The following is an 18856-nucleotide window of genomic DNA, read 5'->3' on the forward strand; positions in this document are numbered from 1 at the left end:
GAGGATCAGCACGGCGGCTCCGGCGGCGGCGCCCTCGACTCCCATCCGCGCTCGGTGCCGCGCCGCTCGTGCCGGGGCTGCTCGCCGGGTTCGCCGCCGGCCCGCTCGGCTGGCGGACGGCGCTGCTGCTCGGCGCCGTCCTGCCCGCCGTCGCGATCCCGGCGGCGTTCCTGGCCGGGACGGGCCGGGCCGGTCCCGCGCCGAGGCGCGCGGCGGACGGGCCCGCGCGGGCCGGCCGGACGCTCGTGCTGTGGACGCTCGCCGCCGGCCTCGCCACGGTCGGCTCGAACGCCGCCGCGTCGTTCTTCGTGCAGCTCGGCACCCACTCCGGGCTGTCGACCGGGCTCGCCGGGCTGATGCAGTCGCTGGCCGGGGTCGTCGCCGTCGCCGTGCGGCTCGCCGCCGGCGGGCTCGCCGACCGGGCGCCGCGCCGCAATCCGGTGCTGGTCACCGCGATGATGCTGAGCGGCGCGGCCGGCCTGGCCCTGGTCGCCGCGGGCGGCCCCGCCGCGTTCGTCGCGGGCGCGCTGCTCGCCGTCGCCGGGGGCTGGGGCTGGACGGGCCTGCTGCTCGCGGCGGTGATGCGGCTGCTGCCGGGGCAGGGCGAGCGGGCCGGCGCGACGGTGCAGATCGGGCTGTTCGGCGGCGCCGCGGTCGCGCCGCTCGCCTTCGGCGCCGCCTCGTCCGCGCTGGGCGTTCCGGTGACCGTGCTGGTGGCGGCGCTGATCGTGCTGGCCGGGGCGGCCTCGATGCTCGCGGGGACGGCCGCGCTGCGCCGCGCGGCGGGCTAGGGCTCGGGGAGGGCGTGCTTGAGGACCTTGCCGGCGGGGTTGCGGGGGAGGGCGTCGAGGAACACGACCTCGCGGGGCACCTTGTGGCGGGCGAGGTTGGCGGCGACGTGCTTCTTCACGTCGTCCTCGCCGAGGCCGCCGGCGACGACGAAGGCGCGCAGCCGCTGGCCGAACTCCTCGTCGGGGACGCCGACGACGGCGGCCTCGGCGATGGCGGGATGGGCGGCCAGCAGGTCCTCGACCTCGCCCGGGTGGACGTTCTCCCCGCCGGAGACGATCATGTCGTCGGCGCGGCCGTCCACGTGCAGCCGGCCGCCCTCGTCCAGGTGGCCGAGGTCGCCGACGGCCATCAGCCCGCCGACCTCCTCCTTGCCGCCCCCGCCGGTGTAGCCGCCGAACCGGGCGGGCGAGTCGACGAAGATCCGCCCGGTCGCGCCGGGGGCGACCGGGCGGTCGTCGTCGCCGAGGATCGCCACGGTCGTGCCCGCGGGCGGGCGGCCGACGCAGCCGGGCGCGGCGGCGAGGTCGCCGGGGGTGGCGATGGCGATGCAGGACGCCTCGGTGGAGCCGTAGAAGTTGTGGAGGACGGGGCCGAACGCCTCGGCGGTGCGGCGGGCGAGGTCCGGGTCCAGCCGCGCCCCGCCCGTCAGGATCACCTTGAGCCGGGACAGGTCGCGGGCGTCGAGGGCGGGGGAGGCGAGCAGCCGGTTCAGCATCACCGGGACGGCGATCAGCGACGTGCAGCCGTGGTCGGCGACGTCGGCCAGGACCTCCGCGGCGTCGAAGCGGCGGCGCAGCACGAGGGTGGAGCCGAGCCCGAGCGCGAGGACGGCGCAGGTCAGCCCGAACCCGTGGAACAGCGGCGGGCCGACGAACATCGCCTCGCGGCCGCGGAGCGGCACCTTCGACAGGATGCCGCCGGGCAGCGCCATCGACGGCGACTGCGAGCGCGGCGCGCCCTTGGGGCGGCCGGACGTCCCGCTGGTGAGGATCACCATGGAGCCGTGCCGGGACGGCGCGGGCGGGGGAGCGGTGCCGCCTTCGGCGATGAGGCCGTCGAGGTCGGCGTCGGTGTGGCGCGGGACGTCGAGGCCCTCGACGACCCCGGCGAACTCCTCGTCGTGCACGAGGACGGTCACGCCCTCGCGGGACACGGCGTCGCGCAGCTGCGGCGCGGCGAAGTCGGTGTTGAGGAAGAGCACGGACGCGCCGGTCTTGGCCGCCGCCGACATCGCCTCGAGCAGGCCCCGGTGGTTGCGGCACAGGATGCCGACGGTGGAGTCCGCGCCGACGCCGCGCTCGCGCCACGCGTTGGCGAGGGCGTTGCACCGCCGTTCCAGCTCCGCGAACGTCAGCGGGCCCCGCTCGTCGACGAGGCCGACGCGGTCGGGGAAGCGGTGGGCGGGCAGGGAGGTGGCGGCGCCGAGCGGCCCGTAGGCGCGCAGGGCGCGCGCCGTCGCCAGCAGCGCGGCCGGCGGCATCGGGCCGATCATCCCCGCGCGGGCGGCGGCGCGCAGGCCGGTCAGCTCGGCGGAGACGCGGGAGAGCGTGGGCATGCGCGCAGCGTAGTGAACCGGGGAACAGATCATCAAGATCTGTAACTTCGTTCTGCGTTGTTCGTGAATGGCGGGTGGAATGTGGGCTTATGGGGGTTTAATCCAAGTTTGCGGCTTTTCGAGCTTAGGGGGCCGGCGGGGGTTGGTAGGGCTCCCGACACGGCACGGGCGGCCCGCGCTGCGGAGGCGGGCCTCGGCCGCGAGATCCGAGAGGACCCACTATGACCGAGTACAACCCCTTCCCGGCCCCGTCGCGCGACCTGTGCGGAGCGATGCACGTCCACCGCAGGCTGCTGAACGAGAGCATGACCTACCGGGCCCAGCGCGCGCGCATCGAGAACCGGGCTCTGCAGTACGAGACCGGCCGCCGCGCCTCCGTGCGCAGCGGCGTGGTCGCCATCCCTGTCGTCGTCCACGTGGTGCACAATCCGAGCACCCCCGCGCAGAACATCGGCGAGGCGCAGATCCGCAGCCAGATCGACGTCCTCAACAGGGACTTCCGCGCCGCCAACCCCGACGTGTCCCGGGTGCCGGACGTGTGGAAGCCCTTGGTGGCCGACATCGAGGTCGAGTTCGCGCTCGCGACCGTGGACCCGCACGGCGCCCCGACGGACGGGATCGTCAGGGTCGAGACGGACCGCGCCGGGTTCGACTCCCACGACGCGGTGAAGGCGGCCTCCAGCGGCGGCGCCGACCCCTGGCCGAGCGACCAGTACCTCAACCTGTGGGTGTGCCAGCTCGGCGACGGTCTGCTGGGCTATGCGCAGTTCCCCGGCGGCCCGCCGCAGACCGACGGCGTCGTCATCCTGCACTCGGCGTTCGGGACGACCGGCACCGCCGCGGCACCGTACAACGGCGGCCGCACCGCGACCCACGAGATCGGGCACTGGCTCGACCTGTTCCACATCTGGGGCGACGACGACGGCGCGTGCAGCAACGGCGACCGCGTCGCCGACACGCCGAACCAGGCCGACTCCAACACCGGCAAGCCCGCGTTCCCGCACGTCACCTGCAACAACGGGCCGAACGGCGACATGTTCATGAACTACATGGACTACGTCGACGACGACTGCATGTTCATGTTCACCAACGGCCAGCGCGCGCGGGTCGACGCCTGCCTGGAGGGGACCCGCGCCTCGTTCCTCGTGGCGCACCAGGCCGCGCCCGCGGCGCCCGCCGCCGCGGCTCCCGCGCCGGCTCCCGCGACCCGGCCCGCGGAGGCCGGCGCGCAGGGCTTCGTCGCGCAGGACAGCGACGTCGAACGGCTGCTCCACGACACCGAGCGGCTGACCAGGGAGGCCCTCACCGACCTCCACGACGCGCTCGACCTCGTCGGCCACCGCTTCGGCGGATGACCGGCCGGACGCCGGAGGAGGCGGCATGAACGGCACGCCGGCGCCCGTCGCGGGCACATGGGTGCACGCCTTCGAGGAGGACACCCCGGCCGAGGCGGTGTACAGGCCGGAAGGCCACCCGCTCCCTCCGGCCCGCCGGCCGCGGCGGCGCCTGGAGTTCCGCGCGGACGGCACCCTCACCGAGCACCGGCCCGCTCCCGACGACCGCCTCGCCGAGCGCGAGGGCCGCTGGGAGCGGCGGGGGCCGGGGCGCGTCGCCGTCGCCTTCCCCGGCGGGCACGGCGCGCCGGTCGCCGTGTCCGTCTCGAGCGCCGGCGACCGGCTCGTGGTCGAGAGGTGACCGGGCCGTCCGACCGGGCGGTCCGGCCGCGCACCGTAGAACGGAATCGTCCCTTCCCGTAAGGCGGCATGTCGACAAAGAAACCTCCGTGGGCTGTCATGTCTGTAGGGCGTGAACGGACGCCGTTCGTGGCAGGAAGAACCTAGATGTGGACAAGGAGGTCCCTGTGGTCGTGCTGCGCAGCTACGTGTCGGGTTCCTGGCGTGCCCCCGAGGACGAGGGGACGCCGTTGCACGACGCCGTCACCGGAGAGGAGGTCGCCCGGATCTCCTCCGCGGGGATCGACATGGGCGGTGCCCTGCGGTACGGGCGGACGGTCGGCGGGCCGGTGCTGCGGGAGCTGACCTTCCACCAGCGCGCCGCCTTGCTGAAGGCGCTGGCGTCCCATCTGCGGGAGCACTCCGAGGAGCTGTACGCGCTGTCCGCGCGGACGGGCGCGACGCTCGGCGACTCGAAGTTCGACGTCGACGGCGGCATCGGGGTGCTGTTCGGCTACGCGAGCAAGGGCAAGCGCGAGCTGCCGAACGACACGGTCCTGGTGGAGGGCGCCGTCGAGCCGCTCGGCAAGGGCGGCACGTTCGTCGGGCAGCACCTGTGCACGCCGTCCCACGGCGTCGCGGTGCAGATCAACGCCTTCAACTTCCCGGTCTGGGGGCCGCTGGAGAAGCTCGCGCCCGCGTTCCTCGCCGGCATGCCGAGCCTGATCAAGCCCGCGAGCCAGACCGCGTTCCTGACCGCCCGGCTGGTCGAGCTGATCGTCGAGTCGGGGCTGCTGCCGGAGGGCAGCGTGCAGATGGTCTGCGGCGACCCGCGCGACCTGCTCGACCACGTCACCGAGCAGGACGTCGTGGCGTTCACCGGCTCGGCCTCGACGGCGAGGCTGCTGCGCACGCACCCGGCGATCGTCGGCAACGCGGTCCGCTTCAACGCCGAGGCCGACTCGCTGAACTGCTCGGTCCTCGGCCCCGACGCCGCGCCCGGCACCGCCGAGTTCGACCTGTACGTCAAGCAGCTCGTCGCGGAGATGACCGTCAAGGCCGGGCAGAAGTGCACCGCGATCCGGCGCGCGCTCGTCCCCGCCGCGCTCCTCGACGACGTCACCGAGGCCGTCCGGGAGCGGCTGGCGCGGGTGACCGTCGGGAACCCGGCCGACCCGGACGTGCGGATGGGCGCGCTCGCCACCCTCGACCAGCGCGAGGAGGTGCGGCGCTCGCTCAAGGCGCTGACGGACGCCGGCCGGATCGTGTTCGGCGACCCCGAGCGGGTCGAGGTCAAGGGCGCGGACGCCGAGCGCGGCGCGTTCATGTCGCCGGTGCTGCTGCGCGCCGACGACACCGGGCGCGCCGAGCCGCACGAGGTCGAGGCGTTCGGCCCGGTCAGCACCCTGATGCCGTACACCGACGCGGCGGACGCCATCGCGCTCGCGGCGCGCGGGCGCGGCAGCCTCGCCGGGTCCGTGGTCACCGCCGACGCGGAGTTCGCGCGCGACGTCGTCCTCGGCCTGGCGCCCTGGCACGGGCGGCTGCTGGTGCTGAACTCCGAGGACGCCAAGGAGTCCACCGGGCACGGGGCGGCGCTGCCCGCGCTCGTCCACGGCGGCCCCGGCCGCGCCGGAGGCGGCGAGGAGATGGGCGGGATCCGCGGGGTCGTGCACCACATGCGGCGCACCGCCGTCCAGGCGGGGCCCGCGATGCTCACCGCGCTGACCGGCCGCTGGGTGCCCGGCACCGACCGCACCGTCACCGACGAGCACCCGTTCCGCAAGCACCTCGAGGACCTGCGGGTCGGCGACACCGCCGTCGGCGGGCCCCGCGTCGTCACGCTGGACGACATCGGGCACTTCGCCGAGTTCACCGGCGACACCTTCTACGCCCACACCGACGAGGAGGCCGCCCGCAAGAACCCGCTGTTCGGCGGCCGGGTCGCGCACGGCTACCTCGTCGTGTCGTTCGCGGCGGGCCTGTTCGTCGAGCCCGCCCCGGGGCCGGTGCTGGCGAACTACGGGCTGGAGAACCTGCGGTTCCTCACCCCGGTGAAGCCCGGCGACGAGCTGACGGTGACGCTGACCGCCAAGGAGATCTCGCCGCGCGAGGGCGCCGACTACGGCGAGGTCCGCTGGGACACCGACGTCACCAACCAGGACGGCGCGTCCGTCGCCAAGTACGACGTGCTGACGCTGGTGGCCAAACGGCCCGCACGCGACTAGAACGGAAGAAGGGGGCGTCCGCGGGGGAGACGTCGAAGCGCCGCCGGTCGACGGGGAGCACCGATGATCAGTCCCCTGCACATCCAGACCGTGCGCGAGGTCGTGCGCACCGGATCGTTCGCGGACGCCGCCCGCAACCTCGGGTACACCGCGTCCGCCGTCTCCCAGCAGGTCGCCGCGCTGGAGCGCGCCTGCGGGCTGGTGCTGTTCGAGCGCCGGGCCCGCAGCGTGCGGCCGACCAGCGCGGCGTTCCTGCTGGTCAGCAAGGGCAACGACGTCCTGTCCGCGCTGGCCACGCTGGAGCGCGAGCTGCGCACCGTCGCCAGCGGCGAGCGCGGCGCGCTGCGGCTCGGCAGCTTCCCGACCGCCAGCTCCCGCATCCTGCCGCGGGTGCTGGCGGAGCTGTCGCGGGTCCGGCCCGGCATCGAGATCAAGCTGTCGGAGGGCGAGCCGGACGAGCTGCTGCCCGAACTGCTGGACGGCGACCTCGACCTGCAGCTCGTCTACCGTTACGACCTGTTCCCGCGCGGCTGGCCCGACCAGATCGTCGAGACGCCGGTGATGGACGAGAACCTGGTGCTGTGCGTGCCGGCCGGGCACCCGCTGGCGGGCCGGCGCACCGCGCGGCTGCGGGACCTGCGATCCGAGACGTGGATCGCGAGCCGTCCCGACAGCTGCGGCGCGCAGGCGCTGCTGCGGCTGTGCGGAACCGCCGGGTTCACCCCGAACATCGCGTTCCGCAGCAACGACTACGCGGTGGTGTGCGGGCTCGTCGGCTGCGGCCTCGGCATCGCGCTCGTCCCGGCGCTCGGCTGCGTCCCGCATCCGGGCCTGCGGACGCTGCGGCTCAGCCGCCGCACGCCGCGCCGCCACGTGACCGTGCTGCGCCGCACGTCCAACAGCAACCCGCTGGTGAAGGACGCCATGCGCGGGCTGATGGACGTGGCGCGCGACGTCGAGGCGGAGATCAGCGGCGCCACCGGCCCTTGAGCTCCATCGCGGCGCGCACCCGCTCCTGCGCCAGCGCCAGCGCCGCCTCGTGCGTGGTCGTGCCCTGCGCGCGGGCGGCCGCGAGCACCTTCGCGGTGTTGTCGCGCATCTTCGACGAGACCGCCGTGAACACCGCGCCGGGGTCGGGGCGGAACGCCGAGTAGCGGGCGTCCATCGCGAACCCGGCCGCGACGACGCCTCCGGCGTTCGCCACGAAGTCCGGGACGACCGTGACGCCCCGCGCCGCGAGGACCCGCTGCGCCGGGCCGTCGGTCGGCAGGTTCGCGCCCTCCACGACGATCCGCGCCCGGATCCGCGCGGCGACGTCCGCGCCGATCACGTCCTGCAGCGCGGCGGGGACGAGGACGTCGGCGGGCACCAGCAGCTCGGCCCCCGCGTCCAGGAGCCGCCCGCCGTACTCGCGGACCGCCGCGTCGCCGGCCTCGGCCCGCAGCGCGAGGAGGCGCGCGACGTCCAGGCCGTCCGGATCGTAGAGCGCGCCGTGGACGGTCGACACAGCGACGACCGTCGCGCCGAGCTCGGTGAGGCGGCGCGCGGCGGCGTGCCCGACCGCGCCGAACCCCTGCACCGCCACCCGCGCGCCGGACAGCTCCATCCCGGCGTCGCGCGCGGCGGCGTCGGCGGCCTCCGCGACCCCGTACCCGGTGACGCCCAGCTCGTCGTAGGGCATGCCGCCCAGCGCGTGCGGGGTGCCGACCGCCGCGCCGCGGTCGCCCAGCTCGTCCTGGACGACCGCCGCGTCCCGCTCCGTCAGCCCCATGTCCAGGCCCGCGACGTACCGCGCGGGGATCTCCTGCGCCAGCGCCCGCACGAACGCCCGCAGGACCCCCTCCCGGTCCGGGGACGCCGGGTCGGCCGCGATCCCCGCCTTGGCGCCGCCGAAGAACAGGTCGGCGCCCGCCCACTTGTAGGTCATCACCCGGGCGAGCCGCGCGACCTCCGCGACCGTCACGCCCGGGCTCATCCGCATGCCGCCCTTGCCCATCCCGCGGGCGGTGTTGTCGATGACGAGCACGCCGCGCATCCCGGTCCGGGCGTCCGACACGCACACGACCCGTTCGGGGCCCCACTCGTCCATCAGCGCGAGCACGTCAGACACAGTTGATCTCCGGGCGGGGGCGGTCGCCGGCGAACCGCGCGGCGTGCAGGGGAGCGACGTCCACGAAGGGCTCGCGGCGCAGGTACAGGTCGCGGACGACCTCGCCGACCGCCGGCCCTTGGAGGAACCCGTGGCCGGAGAACCCGGTCGCGTACAGGAACCGGGAGACGCCGGTGTCCTCGCCGATCAGCGCGTTGTGGTCGGGCGTGACCTCGTACAGCCCGGCCCACCCGCCGGCCAGTCCCGCGTCCAGGAGGCGGGGCGCGCGGGCGGCGATGGCCTCGGTGAGGCGGGGCAGCCACGCGTCCGTCCGGTCGAGCAGGAAGCCGGGCCGCTCGTCGGGATCGGACATGCCGAGCATCAGCCCCTCGCCCTCGCCGTGGAAGTAGAACGACGTGGTGAAGTCGATCGTCATCGGCACGGGACGCGGCAGGTCCGGCATGGGCCCGGTGAACGCGATCTGCCGCCGCAGCGGCTCGACCGGCAGGTCGACGCCCGCCATCGCGCCGACCCTCGCCGACCACGCGCCCGCGGCGCAGACGACGGCGGGCGCGGCGATCCGCCCCCGCGAGGTCTCGACCGCCCGGACCTCGCCGCCGGGCGCGTCGATCCCGAGCACCTCGCACCGCGTCAGCAGCGTCGCGCCGTGCCGCCGCGCGGCGGTCGCGTACCCGAGGACGACCGACTCCGGCGTGCAGTGCCCGTCGTCGGGGGAGAACGCGGCGGCGATCAGCCCGCCGGTCTCGATGAGCGGGGACAGGCGCCGCGCCTCCGCCACCGAGACCATCCGGCTCGGCACGCCGAGGCCGTTCTGCAGCGCGACGCTCTCCTCGAACGCGGCGACGTCCTCGGGCCGCGACAGCAGGAACAGGTAGCCGACCCGGTGCAGGTCGATTTCCTGCCCGGGACGCTCGCGGAACCGCGCGAACGCCTCCAGGCTGCGGGCGCCCAGCCGGATGTTCACCTCGTCGGAGAACTGCGCCCGGACCCCGCCCGCCGCCTTGCACGTCGACCCGGAGCCGAGCTCGTCCCGCTCGGCCAGCACCACCCGCACTCCGGCCTCGGCGAGGTGGAACGCGATGCTCGTCCCCATCACCCCGCCGCCGATGACGACGACGTCCGCCTCGGACTCCACGGCGGCCCCCTACAGCCGGAAGCCGAGGTCGGGAGCGATCTCCAGGACGTCCATCTGCGCCTTCTGCAGCCGCCCCGAGTGGTCCCAGTTCATCGACTGCCAGCGGGTGAACTGGTCCAGCACCCAGACGCCGGACTGGCGGCTGCCGTTGCCGGACCGCCCGTTCCCGCCGAACGGCAGGTGCGCCTCCGCGCCGGACGTCGAGTTGTTCACGCTGACCATCCCGGCGGAGATCCGCCGCCGGAACCGGAACACCTTCGCCGGGTCGGTGGTGTAGATCGACGCGGACAGGCCGTAGCCCGGCGCGTTCGCCAGCGCGATCGCCTCGTCCAGCGTCCGGTACGGGACGACGCCGACGACCGGGCCGAACGTCTCGTTCATGAACAGCTCGTCGGCGGGACCGACGCCGTCGACGATCACCGGATGGTAGAAGAGCCCGGCCTCCGGGTCCCCGACGAAGCCGGCGCGCGGGTTCGCCGCGCTGATCCGCCCCGTGCCGGACGAGCCGTGCACCGCGTGGCCGCCGCCGATCCAGCCGAGCGTCTTCTCGAACCCGGCGGCGAACCGCTCGCTGATGAGCGGGCCGTACAGGACGTCCTCGAACGGGTCGCCCACCGGCGCCGCGCGCACCGCCTCGTCCAGCAGCCGGACGAACGCGCCGTGCAGCGACTCGTGCACGATCGCCGTCCCGAGGGACGTGCAGCGCTGCCCGGCCGTCCCGAAGCCGGAGAACAGGGCGCCCTCGACGGCGAGCGGCAGGTCGGCGTCCTCGGTGACCACCATCGGGTTCTTGCCGCCGAGCTCCAGGCACGGCGTCTGCAGGTGCCGCCCGCACAGCTCGCCGATCCGCGACCCCACGTCCGTGGACCCGGTGAACCCGACCTTGTCGACGAGCCCTTCGCCGAGCGCGCGCTCCAGCCCGGCATAGGTCTCCGGGCCGTCGGCGTAGACGACGTTGAGCACCCCGTCCGGCAGGCCCGCGTGCGCGAACAGCTGGTAGAACGCCTCCGCGCAGGCCGCCGCGTACTCGGCGGGCTTCCACACCACCGCGTTCCCGCACAGCAGCGCCGGGACGATGTACCAGGACGGCACCGCGACCGGGAAGTTCCCCGCCGTGATCACGGCGACGACCCCGACCGGGTCTCGGAACGTGAACAGCTGCTTGTCCGGCATCTCCGACGGCACCGTCCGCCCGTAGAGCCGCCGGCCCTCGCCGAGGAAGAACGCGCACGTGTCGGCGATCTCCTGCACCTCGCCGAGCGCCTCGGCGTACGGCTTGCCGACCTCGCGGGCGACGACGCGCGCCAGCGCCGGCTTGTTCGCCTCGACCAGCCGGCCGATCGACGCGACGACCTGCCCGCGGACCGGCGCCGGCACGTCGCGCCAGGCGTCCTGCGCCGCGCGCGCCGCCCGGCAGGCCCGGACGAGGCCGGCGGCGTCCGCGAGGGACACCTCCGCGACCAGGTCCGCGGTCCGGGACGGGTCGGTGGAACGGTACGAGCGCGGCCCCGCCGGGATCCGGGCGCCGCCGATGACGGAGGTGAGCACGGTTCCCACACTGAACGGGCCGCCGCGCCCGGCCAAGATCGGGCAGAGCGCGGCTTGCTTACCGCGAGGCCAAGCCCGGCTGAGGCTTCGCCCGCCGAGCACGCGCGTTAAGCATCCCTTGGCCACCGGGCAACCGGTTCGCGGTCTCGCACGAGTCGACCCGGACGGCGCGCGCGCACGATGCTCGTAACCGGACCGCTTCACCGCAATGCAGGAGCCCGCATGGCCGAGCCCGCCGACGTCCACTTCCTGGAGCAGGCCGCGTCGCTGAAGCCGCCGGCGTCCCCGCGGGCGCACGGCACGCTCACCGGCGAGGAGTGCCTGCGGCTGTTCGACGCGCAGCTCGGGAGCCGGCACCTCGACCTCGCGGCGCGATGGCTGCGCGCCCAGGACCGCGGCTACTACACCATCGGGTCGTCCGGCCACGAGGGCAACGCCGCCGTCGCCGCCGCGCTGCGTCCCGACGACCCGGCGCTCCTGCACTACCGGTCGGGCGCGTTCTTCCTGGAGCGGGCCCGGCAGGCCGGTGAGCCCGACCCGCTGCGGGACGTGCTGCTCGGCGTCGTCGCGGCGGCGGACGAGCCGATCGCGGGCGGCCGCCACAAGGTGTTCGGCAGCAGCCGCCTGCACGTCATCCCGCAGACCTCCACGATCGCCTCGCACCTGCCGCGCGCGCTCGGCGTCGCGTTCGCGATCGAACGGTCCGCGCGGCTGGGGGTCGCGTCGCCGTGGCCGCGCGACGCGGTGGCGGTGTGCAGCTTCGGCGACGCGTCCGCGAACCACTCGACGGCCGCGGGCGCGATCAACGCCGCGGTCGGCTGCGGCTTCCAGGGCCTGCCGATGCCGCTGCTGCTGGTCTGCGAGGACAACGGCATCGGCATCAGCGTCCGCACCCCGCCCGGCTGGATCGAGGCCGCCTACGGCTCGCGCCCCGGCCTCGCCTACTTCCCCGCCGACGGCGGCGACCTGGAGGACGCCTGCGCGGCGTCGCGGCGAGCCGCCGGCTGGGTCCGCGAGCACCGCCGCCCCGCCCTCCTGCACCTGCGCTGCGTCCGGCTGATGGGCCACGCCGGCTCGGACGTCGAGTCGGCCTACCGCACGCCCGCCGAGATCGCCGCGGACCTCGCCGCCGACCCGCTGCTGCGCACCGCGCGCCTCCTCGTCGACCGGGGCATCGCCACCGCCGACGAGATCGTCCGGCTGTACGAGGCCAAGCGGCGCGCCGTGATCCGGCGCGCAGAGCAGGTCAAGGACGCCCGGCGGCTGGCGTCCGCCGCCGAGGTGATGGCCCCGATCCGGTACCGCGACCCGTCGCCCGGCGCCGGGTCGCCCGGCCGGGGCGAGCCCGTCACGGTCGCGCAGGCGATCAACCGGACGCTCGCCGGCCTGCTCGACGAGCGGCCCGGCATGGTCGTGTTCGGGGAGGACGTCGCGCGCAAGGGCGGCGTCTACGGCGTCACGCGCGGGCTGCTGAAACGGGCCGGGGCGGCGCGGGTGTTCGACACGCTCCTGGACGAGCAGTCGATCCTCGGGCTCGCGCTCGGGTTCGGCCTCGCGGGCATGCTGCCCGTCCCGGAGATCCAGTACCTCGCCTACCTGCACAACGCCGCCGACCAGATCCGGGGCGAGGCGGCGACGCTGCCGTTCTTCTCGGCGGGGCGGTACCGCAACCCGATGGTGGTCCGCATCGCCGCCTACGCCTACCAGAAGGGGTTCGGCGGGCACTTCCACAACGACAACGCCGTGGCGGCGCTCCGCGACGTCCCCGGCCTCGTGATCGCGTCCCCGGCCAGGCCGGACGACGCCGCCGGGATGCTGCGCGCCTGCGCCGACGCCGCCGAGCGCGACGGCCGGATCTGCGCGTTCCTCGAGCCGATCGCGCTCTACCATGCCCGTGACCTGCACGAAGAGGGCGACGGCGGCTGGCTCGCCCCGGCCGGCGGCACGGTGCCCCTCGGACGCGGCCGCACCTACGGGGACGGCCGCGACCTCACCATCGTCACCTTCGCCAACGGGCTCCGGATGAGCCTGCGGGCCGCGCGCCGCCTGCGGGCCGGCGGCGTCCGCTGCCGCGTGCTCGACCTGCGCTGGCTCGCCCCGCTGCCCGTGGACGACCTGCTGCGGGAGGCCCGCGCGACCGGCGCCGTCCTCGTCGCGGACGAGACGAGGCGGACCGGCGGCGTCTCCGAGGGCGTCCTCGCGGCACTGGCCGACGCCGGGTTCGACGGCCGCGCCGCCCGCGTCGCGAGCGAGGACTCCTTCATCCCGCTCGGCGACGCCGCCGCCCGCGTGCTGCTGTCGGAGGACGCCGTCGCCGAGGCCGCCGGGCGGCTGCTCGGCCGGTCCCGGTGACGGGGCCGGAAAAGGGATGGTCCCGCCGGCTCGGGCGGGGGCCGGCGGGACCATCCGGCGGACTACTTGAGGGACGCCGGAACGTCGGCGGCGTCGCCGAGCCCGACCAGGTAGTCGGCGTACTCCTTGGCGTCGCCCTTCGTCACGAGCCTGCCCTGCAGCGTCTCGTCCGCCGCGGGCTTCTTCCCGGACAGGATGTCGGCGGCGAGCGTCATGACCTTCTGGCCGAGCGCGAACGGCGACTCGGCGTTCGTCGCGTACATGTCGCCCGCCGCGACGGCGGCCAGCGCGTCGGAGATGCCGTCGTTGCCGACGAGCTTCACCTTCTTCGACAGGTTGCGGGCCTTCAGCGCCGACAGGACGCCCATGGCCATCTCGTCGTTCGCCGCGTAGACACCGTTGATGTCGGGCTTGGCCTGCAGCACGTTCGTCATCACGTTGAGCGCCTTGGCGCGGTCGAAGTCAGCGGCCTGCTTGGCGACGACCGTGATGCCCTTGTGCTTCGCGATCTCCTCGTTGAAGCCCTTGCTGCGGTCCTGTGCGACGTTCGTGCCGAGCAGGCCCTGGATCTCCACGACCTTGCCCTTCTCGCCGACGGCCTCGGCGAGCGCCTTGGCGGCGTTCCGCCCGGCCTGGACGGCGTCGTAGCCGACGAACGTGGCGAGCCTGCCGCCGGACGGCTTGCGGTCGAACGCCATCACCGGGATGTTCGCGCCGTTCGCCTGCGTCACCGAGGACGTCGCGGACTGGGTGCTGACCGGGTCGATGATGAGGATGCCGGTCTGCTTGGAGACCGCCGTCGTCGCCTGGTTCAGCGCGGCGGCGTCGCTGTTGTTGGCGTTCTGCACGTTCAGCTTGATGCCGAGCTTGGCCGCCTGGGCCTGCGCGCCGTTCTTGACGCTGACGAAGAACGGGTTGTTCAGCGTGCTCATGATGATCGTCGCGTCCTTCTTGCCGGACGCCTTGCCGGAGTCGGCGCCGGCGTCGTCGCCGGCGCGGCTGCACCCGGTGAGGGCGAGCGCGGCGGCGGCGGTCACGGCGATCGCGGCGCGGGTGGTACGGGCCACGCGCATGGGAATCTCCTTTGCGGGGTGGGGTGGGGTGGGGTGGGGTGGGGTGGGAAACCGGTCAGCGGGTCTTGGCGGCGGCGGTGCCGCCGCGATGCGGCGGGCCGCCGGGCGCGGTGCCGTCCGCGCGTTTCGGAAGGAGGGAGCGCAGCACGTCGATGTTGCGGTCCAGGAACACGGCCAGCAGGATGACCAGGCCCTTCACGACGTTCTGCAGGAACGGCGAGACGTCGAGGAGGTTCATCCCGTTGTCGATGACGCCGAGGACGAGCGCGCCCACGAGCGTGCCGAGCAGGGTGCCGCGCCCGCCGGCGAGGCTCGTCCCGCCGATGATGACGGCGGCGATCGCCTCCAGCTCCAGGCCGGTGCCGGCGGTCGGCTCGGCGGTCGAGAGCCGGGCGGTCAGGATGAACCCGGCCAGCGCCGCCAGCACCCCGCTGACCACGAACGCGAGGATCTTGACGCGGTCGGTGCGGACGCCGGACAGCCGCGCCGCCTCGGTGTTGTCGCCGGTGGCGTAGACGTGCCGGCCGAACCGGGTCCGGGCGAGCAGGTACCCGGCCGCCGCGAACACCACCAGCATGATGACCACGGGGACGGGCACGCCGGCGATCCGGTTCTGCCCGATGCCCTGGAAGTCGTAGTCGGTCACGGCGACGGGGTTGCCCTTGGTGAGCTGCAGGCTGAGGCCCGACAGCACCGACATGGTGGCGAGCGTCGCGATGAACGACGGCATCCGCGTCTTGGTGACGAGCAGCCCGTTCACCAGCCCGATCGCGGCACCGGCCGCGACGCCCGCGGCGACCCCGGCGACCAGGCCGTGGTCGCGGAGCGTCTGCGCGGTGACGACGGCGGTGAAGCCGAGCGCCGCGCCGACCGACAGGTCGATCTCCGCCAGGATGATCACGTAGGTCTGGCCGACCGCGAGCAGCGCCGCGACCGACGTCGCGAGCCCCACGTTCATCAGGTTGTTGTGCGTCAGGAAGACCGGGGAGGCGATGGTCAGGACGATCCCGACCAGCAGCAGCATCCAGACCGCGCGCAGCCGGCGTGCGGCGGCGGCCGCCGAGGAGAGCCGCGACCGGGACGCCGGGCTCGTGACTGAGAGGGTCATGGGGCACCTACCAGTGCGTGTTCGAGGATGTTCTGTTCGTTCACGTCGTCGCCCGCCAGCTCGGAGACGGGCCGCCCCTCCCGCATCACCAGGACGCGGTCGGACATGGCGACCAGCTCGGGCAGGTCGGAGCTGACCAGCACGACGGCGACGCCGTCCGCGGTGAGCCCGTTGATGATCCGGTAGATCTCGGTCTTGGCGCCGACGTCGACGCCGCGGGTCGGCTCGTCCATCAGCAGCACCCGGGGGCCGGTCATGACCCACTTGGCGAAGAGCGCCTTCTGCTGGTTGCCGCCCGACAGGGACGCGGCCGGGACCGACGGCGACGCGGCGCGGACCCGCAGGTCCGCCATCACCTTCCTGGTCGCGGCGCGCTCCCGGCCGCGCCGGACGACGTCGGCCGTGGTGAAACGGCCGAGCGACGGCAGCGACACGTTCGCCTCGACCGACTGCTGCAGGGCGAGGCCCTCACCGGACCGGTCCGGGGTGACGTAGGCGATGTTCCCGGCGATCGCCCGCCGCGGGTCGCGCGCCCTGACGGGCTCGCCGTCCACGGTCACGGTCCCGGAGGTCAGCGGGTGCAGGCCGAACAGGGCGCGCAGCAGCTCGCCGCGGCCGCAGCCGACCACGCCGCCGATGCCGAGCACCTCGCCCGCCCGGACGTCGAGGTCCACGTCGCGGAACGCCTCCCCGCCCGACGCGCCCCGGACCCGCAGGACGACCCGGTCCGTGGCGTTGCGCTCCTTCGGGTAGAAGTCGTCCACGGCGTCGCCGACCATCGCGGTGACGACCCGGGCGGGGGTGAGCGACCCGGTGGGCTCGTCCAGGGTGACGTGGCCGTCGCGCAGCACGACGATCCGGTCGGACAGCGCGAACACCTCGTCCAGCCGGTGGCTGATGTAGAGGATGGTGACGCCCGCCTCGCGCAGCCGCCGGACCTGCGCGAACAGCCGCTCCGACTCGCGCTCGTCCAGCGCCGCGGTCGGCTCGTCCAGGATCAGCAGCCGCGGCCGGTGCGTCATCGCCTTCGCGATCTCGACCATCTGCCGTTCGGCGACCCCCAGCTCGCCGACCGGGCGCCGGACGTCGATGTCCAGGCCGAGGTCCTGCAGCGCGGCCGCGGCCGCCTCCGCCATCCGGCGCCGCGAGACGCTCAGCCGCCCGAACCGGCCCTCCCGGTCGAGGACGTGCATGTTCTCCGCGACGGACAGGTTCGGGAACAGGTTCTGCTGGAACTCCTGGTAGATGACCTCGATGCCGAGCGCCATCGCGGCCTGCGGGTCCTTCAGGACGGTGGTCTCCCCGTCGATGACGATCCGCCCGGCGTCGGGCTGGTGCGCGCCGGAGATCACCCGGGTGAGGGTGGACTTGCCGGCGCCGTTCTCGCCGCACAGCGCGACGACCTCGCCCGCCTCGACCGCGAGCCCCACGCCCCGCAGCACGTGGTTCTCCCCGAACGACTTGTGGACGTCGACCAGCTGCATCCGCATGTCGATCTCCCGTCAGTAGACGACGCCCGCGGTGAGCAGCACGTTCGCGTACGGGGTGAACTCCCCGGACCGCACCGCCGCCCGCGCGCCGCCGGTGGCCCGCTTGAACTCGGCGTGCGGGACGAACCGCACCGCCATGCCCGGGAAGCGCGCCTCGACCTCGGCGAGCATGTCCGGGCTGTGCTCCTTGACCTCCTCCGACATCAGCACGCCCTCCACGGCGACCTCCGCGAGGACGGTGTCCAGCAGGTCGAGGAAGCGCGGCAGGTTCTCCCGCACCGCCAGGTCGACCCGCTCCACCCCGGGCGGGATGGGCAGCCCGGCGTCGGTGACGGCGAGCAGGTCGGTGTGCCCGAGCTCGGAGATGACGCGGGCCAGCTGGCCGTTGAGCGTGCCGTTGTTGCGCCTCATCGGGCGGCTCCTTCCAGGGTGGTACCGGACATCAGCGCGTCCACCTCGTCCCGTCCGGGGAGGGACGGGCTCGCGCCGGGACGGGTCGTCGCCAGCGCGCCGGCGGCCATCCCGCGTTCGATGGCACGTTCCAGGTCGTCGCCGGCCGCGAGCGCCGCGCCCAGCGAGCCGGTGAACGCGTCCCCGGCCGCGGTCGTGTCGACGGCGGTGACCTCGTAGGCCGGGAAGTGGCGCGCGCCGGCGGCGGTGACGGAGACGGCGCCGCCCGCGCCCAGCGTGATCAGCGCGTGGCCGACGCCGCGATCGAGGAACCACCGCCCGGCCCGCTCGGCGGACGCCGCGTCGGTCACCTGCACGCCGGTCAGCTCGGCCGCCTCGCTCTCGTTCGGCGTGACGAGGTCGATGTGCGGCCACGCGTCGTCCGGCAGCGGCTGCGCGGGGGCCGGGTCGAGGACGACCGTCAGCCCGGCCGCCCGGCCCGCCTTCGCGGCGTGGCAGGTCGTCGCGGCGGGGACCTCGAGCTGCAGCAGCAGCACGCCCGCCTTCCCGGCGGTCGCGGCGATGCTCGCGTCGACCATCGCCGGGTCGAGGTCCGCGTTCGCCAGGGGGGTGATGACGATGTCGTTCTCGCCGGACGCGTCGACCCGGATGTGCGCGACGCCCGTGCGGCCGTCGACGGTCCGGACCTCGTCCAGTTCGACGCCGTGCGAGCGCAGGCCGTCCAGGACGATCTCGCGGAACGGGTCCCGGCCGACGCATCCGGCGAGCCATGTCCGCGCCCCCGCGCGGGCGGCGGCGACCGCCTGGTTCGCCCCCTTCCCGCCGAGCACGAGGGTGAAGTCGTCGCCGAGCACGGTCTCGCCGCGCCGCGGGAACCGTGCGCTGAACGCGGTCACGTCCGCGGTGATGCTGCCGACGACGAGAACACCGTGGGGTTTCATCGCGGTCCTCCTGTTCCGGCTGTTCGAGGCATGAGTGGGGAGAGGCCACGGCGCTTTCGCCGTGTCCTTGGCTGGTGTGCGGTCGTGGATCAGACCCCGACGGGGTGCCAGACGGTCTTGGTCTCCAGGAACGCGGTCATGCGCGCGGTTCCGGGGTCGTCCGTCCAGTCGGTGGTGGTGGGGCGGTGGACGCGTTTGAGGTTCTCGGCGGCCGTGTCTTCGAGGTCCCGGATGTCCTCGTGGGGGACGCCGGTGAGGTCGATGGCGTTGACGTCCATGTGGGAGGCGAGCCAGGGGGCGAGTTCGGTGCGGTGTCCGGTGAGGATGTTGACCACCCCGCCGGGCAGGTCGCTGGTGGCGAGGACTTCGGCGAGGGTGATCGCGGGGAGTGGTGCGGGTTCGGAGGCGATGACGACGGTGGTGTTGCCGGTGGCGATCGC

General features: G+C 74.4%; 15 protein-coding genes and 1 pseudogene. 6 read left to right on the plus strand and 10 right to left on the minus strand.

What is annotated here, in order from left to right:
- Window positions 1–791, plus strand: a pseudogene (locus ABT299_RS49190) (hypothetical protein); the annotation flags it as partial.
- On the opposite strand, the gene ABT299_RS49195 reads toward ABT299_RS49190, so the two are convergent.
- Entirely contained in the window at window positions 788–2347 is a 1560-nt protein-coding gene (locus ABT299_RS49195) for an AMP-binding protein (protein WP_500255046.1), read from the minus strand. The pseudogene ABT299_RS49190 and the gene ABT299_RS49195 overlap by 4 nt on opposite strands.
- A gap of 221 nt (window positions 2348–2568) precedes the next feature.
- Here ABT299_RS49195 and ABT299_RS49200 point away from each other — a divergent pair, with 221 nt between their 5' ends.
- The 4 genes from ABT299_RS49200 (at window position 2569) to ABT299_RS49215 (ending at window position 7238) form a co-directional block, all read left to right on the plus strand.
- Window positions 2569–3702 (plus strand): zinc metalloprotease, encoded by a 1134-nt coding sequence (locus tag ABT299_RS49200; RefSeq protein WP_206700384.1) that lies wholly within the window; start codon window positions 2569–2571, stop codon window positions 3700–3702.
- A gap of 25 nt (window positions 3703–3727) precedes the next feature.
- On the plus strand, window positions 3728–4042 hold the full coding sequence (locus tag ABT299_RS49205; RefSeq protein ID WP_500255047.1) for a hypothetical protein: 315 nt from the start codon (window positions 3728–3730) through the stop codon (window positions 4040–4042).
- Between the two features lie 148 nt (window positions 4043–4190).
- A complete protein-coding gene (paaZ, locus tag ABT299_RS49210) occupies window positions 4191–6248 on the plus strand; it encodes a phenylacetic acid degradation bifunctional protein PaaZ (protein WP_500255048.1) in 2058 nt (685 codons plus the stop codon).
- A 63-nt stretch (window positions 6249–6311) separates the two neighbouring features.
- On the plus strand, window positions 6312–7238 hold the full coding sequence (locus ABT299_RS49215; protein ID WP_190868605.1) for a LysR family transcriptional regulator: 927 nt from the start codon (window positions 6312–6314) through the stop codon (window positions 7236–7238).
- Here ABT299_RS49215 and ABT299_RS49220 read toward each other — a convergent pair.
- The 3 genes from ABT299_RS49220 to ABT299_RS49230 are packed head-to-tail and all read right to left on the minus strand — an operon-like array spanning window position 7216 to window position 11041.
- Window positions 7216–8358 (minus strand): Glu/Leu/Phe/Val family dehydrogenase, encoded by a 1143-nt coding sequence (locus tag ABT299_RS49220; RefSeq protein ID WP_500255049.1) that lies wholly within the window; start codon window positions 8356–8358, stop codon window positions 7216–7218. The genes ABT299_RS49215 and ABT299_RS49220 overlap by 23 nt on opposite strands.
- Window positions 8351–9493 (minus strand): NAD(P)/FAD-dependent oxidoreductase, encoded by a 1143-nt coding sequence (locus tag ABT299_RS49225; RefSeq protein WP_500255050.1) that lies wholly within the window; start codon window positions 9491–9493, stop codon window positions 8351–8353. The genes ABT299_RS49220 and ABT299_RS49225 overlap by 8 nt, the downstream gene beginning before the upstream one ends.
- Before the next feature lie 9 nt (window positions 9494–9502).
- On the minus strand, window positions 9503–11041 hold the full coding sequence (locus ABT299_RS49230) for an aldehyde dehydrogenase family protein (RefSeq protein WP_500255051.1): 1539 nt from the start codon (window positions 11039–11041) through the stop codon (window positions 9503–9505).
- A gap of 222 nt (window positions 11042–11263) precedes the next feature.
- On the opposite strand from ABT299_RS49230, the gene ABT299_RS49235 reads away from it, so the two are divergent.
- Entirely contained in the window at window positions 11264–13393 is a 2130-nt protein-coding gene (locus ABT299_RS49235; RefSeq protein WP_500255052.1) for a thiamine pyrophosphate-dependent enzyme, read from the plus strand.
- A 62-nt stretch (window positions 13394–13455) separates the two neighbouring features.
- On the opposite strand, the gene ABT299_RS49240 is transcribed toward ABT299_RS49235, so the two are convergent.
- The 6 genes from ABT299_RS49240 to ABT299_RS49265 all read right to left on the minus strand — a co-directional run.
- Window positions 13456–14466, minus strand: a complete 1011-nt coding sequence (locus ABT299_RS49240) for a substrate-binding domain-containing protein (protein ID WP_190868609.1) — start codon at window positions 14464–14466, stop codon at window positions 13456–13458.
- A gap of 55 nt (window positions 14467–14521) precedes the next feature.
- The gene (locus ABT299_RS49245) at window positions 14522–15574 is read right to left on the minus strand and encodes an ABC transporter permease (protein WP_387026184.1); all 1053 of its coding nucleotides are present in this window, start codon (window positions 15572–15574) and stop codon (window positions 14522–14524) included.
- Window positions 15571–17064 (minus strand): sugar ABC transporter ATP-binding protein, encoded by a 1494-nt coding sequence (locus ABT299_RS49250; protein ID WP_500255053.1) that lies wholly within the window; start codon window positions 17062–17064, stop codon window positions 15571–15573. Before ABT299_RS49250 ends, ABT299_RS49245 begins: the two co-directional genes overlap by 4 nt.
- Before the next feature lie 12 nt (window positions 17065–17076).
- Window positions 17077–17475 (minus strand): D-ribose pyranase, encoded by a 399-nt coding sequence (gene rbsD, locus ABT299_RS49255; protein ID WP_190868612.1) that lies wholly within the window; start codon window positions 17473–17475, stop codon window positions 17077–17079.
- Window positions 17472–18416 (minus strand): ribokinase, encoded by a 945-nt coding sequence (rbsK, locus tag ABT299_RS49260; RefSeq protein WP_500255054.1) that lies wholly within the window; start codon window positions 18414–18416, stop codon window positions 17472–17474. The genes rbsD and rbsK overlap by 4 nt, the downstream gene beginning before the upstream one ends.
- Before the next feature lie 89 nt (window positions 18417–18505).
- Window positions 18506–18856, minus strand: a 351-nt coding sequence (locus tag ABT299_RS49265; protein ID WP_500255055.1) for an aldehyde dehydrogenase family protein, incomplete at its 5' end; no start/stop codon positions are given.

This window comes from Spirillospora sp. NPDC000708, assembly GCF_040299565.1.
In the GTDB taxonomy this organism is placed as follows: Bacteria; Actinomycetota; Actinomycetes; order Streptosporangiales; family Streptosporangiaceae; genus Spirillospora.